1 protein-coding gene is annotated in these 877 nt (G+C 71.0%); it reads left to right on the plus strand.

The window, feature by feature from the left end; all coding sequences use genetic code 11:
• On the plus strand, positions 1-718 hold a 718-nt coding region (locus A6V29_RS08220), incomplete at its 5' end, for a hypothetical protein (protein WP_137159859.1).
• Between the last annotated feature and the right edge of the window lie 159 nt (positions 719-877).

The raw sequence follows: 877 nt of genomic DNA on the forward strand, positions 1-877 counted from the left end.
CACTCAGCGGGACGTCACCGCATGGTGGGCACAGGACATGCAGTGCTACGTGGAGGCGATGACGCATCAGCCTCCGAAGGACTCGCCCATCTGGGGCGGTCGCACGGATGGTGCCATCTACAGCTGCCTTTCCTATACCGGCGGTGGGGCGTTCCCCGGTACCAACGGCTTCAGCTTCTGGTCGGCGACCCCGCCAGCGGCTCCGCCCGTGATCGATCCAGCGCAGCTCGCGCAGCAGGCGCTCAGCACACTGACGGTGCCGTCACCGACAACGGGCCGGTATCCGGCTGGGACGCTGCAGGACGGGCAGCCGTTCACGGTCGTCAACGCCTACACCTGGTTCTGGACGGACCCGGGGTCGTTCCGGGCGCTGACCGCGCGTGCCGACGCAGGAGGCGTGTGGGCGGAAGTGAGCGTGACTCCGGCGGCGCTGTCCTTCACGCCGGGCGATGGGGCCGCCGCGGTGTCGTGCCCCGGTCCTGGCGTGGCCTGGCGGCCGGGCAACGGGGTGTGGACCCCGTCGCCGGCTGGCTGCGACTACCGGTACCCGCACTCGTCGATCCACCAGCCCGATGGGCGGGTGATGGCGACGTACGGAATCCAGTGGTCGGTCACCTGGACCTCGTCGACCGGGGCCACCGGGACGCTGCCGGATCTGACGACGACCGCGAACGCGGCGTTCGCAGTGGCGGAGGTGCAGTCGGTGGTGATCAGGTGACGACGCGGGTCGACGGGATGGCGTCGTCGGCGGCCGGGCGTTATCCGGCTCCGGAGCCAGAGGTCGCGCCGCCGCCGGCTCCTCCGGTGCGTAGCGCCGCGGCGCGACGACGGACCAGCCGCAAGTCGCTGGTTCTGAGTGTCCCGCCCCGGGTTCAGT

The organism is Blastococcus sp. CCUG 61487, assembly GCF_005222955.1.
In the GTDB taxonomy this organism is placed as follows: Bacteria; Actinomycetota; Actinomycetes; order Mycobacteriales; family Geodermatophilaceae; genus Blastococcus.